Here is a 2,692-nt window from a genome sequence, read left to right as displayed (position 1 = left end):
CTACCGTGCCCGATGCGGATTTTCTAATCGCGGTGCTAACCGAGAGCGAGATAACCTTTGTGCTACCATCGCGGAGTTTAAGCGTAATGCTTTTATCATCTTTTCCAACGCCTCCTTCCAGACCTTTTAACCAACTTAACACACTCCGGCTCAACTGCCCATTGAGATCGTAGAACCGTTAAATCCCTATAAACCAGACAAGAGAAAACTAGTAGTCAGCGTAATAATTTTTGGTATAATATGGTAAAGGAGATTCAGACTTTGGCTAAAGAACATGTTTGTGAGAATTGCGGAAAAAATTGGCGGCTCGAATACCCCGTAGAACTTACGGTTAAAGTACTGACGTGTCAAGATTGCGGCCGGTTCAAGTTTCACCTTGAATCAGCGGCTAACAGAAAGACACTTATCGAAAACATGAAAGCCGCAAAATAAATTATTACCTTTTGTCGATGGCTCTCCGGCTTTCCCCAAAAGAATAACCCTGCGCAGTTTCGCGCATAGGGCTCAATTCCCCTGCTGTACTCCCCTAAGTGATTGCCACCTAAGAAGCCCGTAGCGGGTGAGAGAAATAATCCATGTTTGATACTGTAGTGCAAGCAACCTAGCTGTTGTAATATTTGTCTAATGAAACTATTTAAATCATTCGTTGATGAACTGGTGACCGAACTATTAAACGGGGTCTTTTACGAACCTTTAGACAAGCTGAAATCCTACTTCCAGAACGAGAAGAAGAAGGTACTGGCGGTAATTGTCGTTCTGGTAGTGTTCGGCTACAGCGTTCGACAGCTAACCCTGGCACCCGCCCTCTGCGGCAACTGCCATGAAACATACCCTGCCTTCAAGGGCTGGCAACAATCCATCCATTCCACTGTACCATGCGATAATTGCCATAGACCACCTGGGATAGTAGGAGGAATAAATAGGATATACCTTGAATTCACCGCTCCCAATACACCCAACGCCCGGTTTAATGCACAGGTTATCGGCAAAGCGCTCTCCAATGAGGTATGCGAGCAATGTCACTCGATGAACAGAACGTTTACGTTTGGCGGGGGCTTGGTCGTGCCCCACGAAAAACATCTCGAGCAAGGGATTAGATGCGTGACATGCCATTCAAACATCGCCCATGCCGAAGGCGGCGAAAAAGCGGGGAGGCCCAAAATGGAAACCTGCATGCAATGCCATAACGGTAAAAAGGCACCCGAGAACTGTGGAGTATGCCATATCAGGATAGTAGACCCATCAAGCGACTACTATAATCCCTATTAACACCAAACAACTGCTGCTGGACTGAAGTTATTTGCTTGATACAATAAGAAGAACTAGTGTCGGGGAGAGAGTAGTATGCGAAAGACGGTTGGCTTGGTGTGCCTTGCGGCCGGGGGCTTGGCGTGGCCGTGCGGGTATGTAATGGAATATGAGGTCACCCAGATCCTCCCTGTTCACCTTGTTCTCATATTCAGCGGCTTAGCATTGAGGGGCAGTCATCTTCTAAGCATCATTAAGCAAAAAAGGAATTCGAAGTAAAGTAACATGATCCAGCCTCAACTTGGGGCTATTACTTAAACAGCCCTCTTACTACTCATTCGTAACTACTAACGTCTGATGCGAATTAAAACACCAGACACCGTAACGCCAATGCATTAAAGCCAAACAGTTTGTTCATATAGATACCTATCGTAAGACCAGTAATTTTAGTGACTATTCGTGTTTTTAAGCCCTCTAAAGTTCTAGCCAGGTGTTTCTCTAGATTAAAGTGATCTTTCAGGAGTTCATTGACCGTTTCGATGATCTGCCTGAAATGAGAGAGAAACCTGTTTTCTTTTTTATCGTATAATTTTTGGTTAGCTCTTTTCAGCGAGAGCATTGTTATGTTTCGCTCCTTCTTAAGAGATAGTGCTCGATCTTTATCAAGGAAGCCTTTATCGGCAATAACGGTTATATCTCTGTGGAAATCAAGCACATCATCTGCAGTTACCCGATCATCGGTGTTTGCCGGAAACAGGCCAAAATCTAGTGGCGTGCCCTCTAGTGTTGCCATAACAAAGAGCTTAAACCCATAGTAGGTCGTCTTTTTAGATGATGAATGACCATAGGCGGCCTCACCTTTAAAAAGAGTGGTAGAACAAGCCCGTGCAAATTTCACCACCGGAACATCCGTTGTATCGATTACCCGGTAAGCTTCAAAGCCAGCATCTATTTTATCTAAGAGTTTTCTTCTTAAATGGTTGATAGCCAGATGAAGATACCGTGTCCTTCTATTAAATTGGGACTGCTCTACTGCGCTTGGAAACAGATGTCTCATATTCGTCCTCACAAAACCCAAGAAACATCTCTCTGATGTAAAGCTTAAAAGCTCCCTTGCCAGGGACAAGGTGATAACCTCGCTATCTGCAAATTTGGGCTTTGCTCCCGGTCTTCTCTTTAACACATCACTAAATTCCTCTTGATACATATCATCTACTATGACGTATAATGCCGTAAAGAAGGTGTCTAACTTTTGATACATTACTTACCTCTCCAGGGTTAGTTTTTTGTATCAAGGTACACCTTCTTTCTTATTTCTGGCGCGCCCAGCTTAGCTGGGCCGCACTTGCGGGTGAAAGTCCCGTTCCGGTAACCACCAAGGGGCCGGATAGCTAATCCCGGTGCGTCGCAGTAATGCGGGGTGCTAAGCGGGAGGATAAAGTAC

Annotated in this window: 3 protein-coding genes; 2 read left to right on the top strand and 1 reads right to left on the bottom strand. The window is 45.0% G+C overall.

What is annotated here, in order from left to right; all coding sequences use genetic code 11:
• Nucleotides 1-624: 624 nt before the first annotated feature.
• Nucleotides 625-1,269, top strand: coding sequence for a cytochrome c3 family protein (locus ACYC56_RS14730; RefSeq protein WP_461374926.1), 645 nt, complete (start codon nt 625-627; stop codon nt 1,267-1,269).
• Between the two features lie 75 nt (nt 1,270-1,344).
• Nucleotides 1,345-1,527, top strand: a complete 183-nt coding sequence (locus ACYC56_RS14725; protein WP_461374925.1) for a hypothetical protein — start codon at nt 1,345-1,347, stop codon at nt 1,525-1,527.
• Between the two features lie 85 nt (nt 1,528-1,612).
• On the opposite strand, the gene ACYC56_RS14720 is transcribed toward ACYC56_RS14725, so the two are convergent.
• Nucleotides 1,613-2,509 (bottom strand): IS982 family transposase, encoded by an 897-nt coding sequence (locus tag ACYC56_RS14720; RefSeq protein WP_461374924.1) that lies wholly within the window; start codon nt 2,507-2,509, stop codon nt 1,613-1,615.
• Between the last annotated feature and the right edge of the window lie 183 nt (nt 2,510-2,692).

This window comes from Candidatus Aquicultor sp. (assembly GCF_054640775.1).
Note: the sequence above shows the minus strand (reverse complement) of the source record. Positions and strands in the feature narration are given on the sequence as shown.

What these genes read in the sequence shown, in the direction of transcription:
- ACYC56_RS14730 (WP_461374926.1), top strand. Translation starts at nt 625, where the DNA reads ATGAAACTATTTAAATCATTCGTTGATGAACTGGTGACCGAACTATTA.
- ACYC56_RS14725 (WP_461374925.1), top strand. Translation starts at nt 1,345, where the DNA reads ATGCGAAAGACGGTTGGCTTGGTGTGCCTTGCGGCCGGGGGCTTGGCG.
- ACYC56_RS14720 (WP_461374924.1), bottom strand. Translation starts at nt 2,509, where the DNA reads ATGTATCAAAAGTTAGACACCTTCTTTACGGCATTATACGTCATAGTA.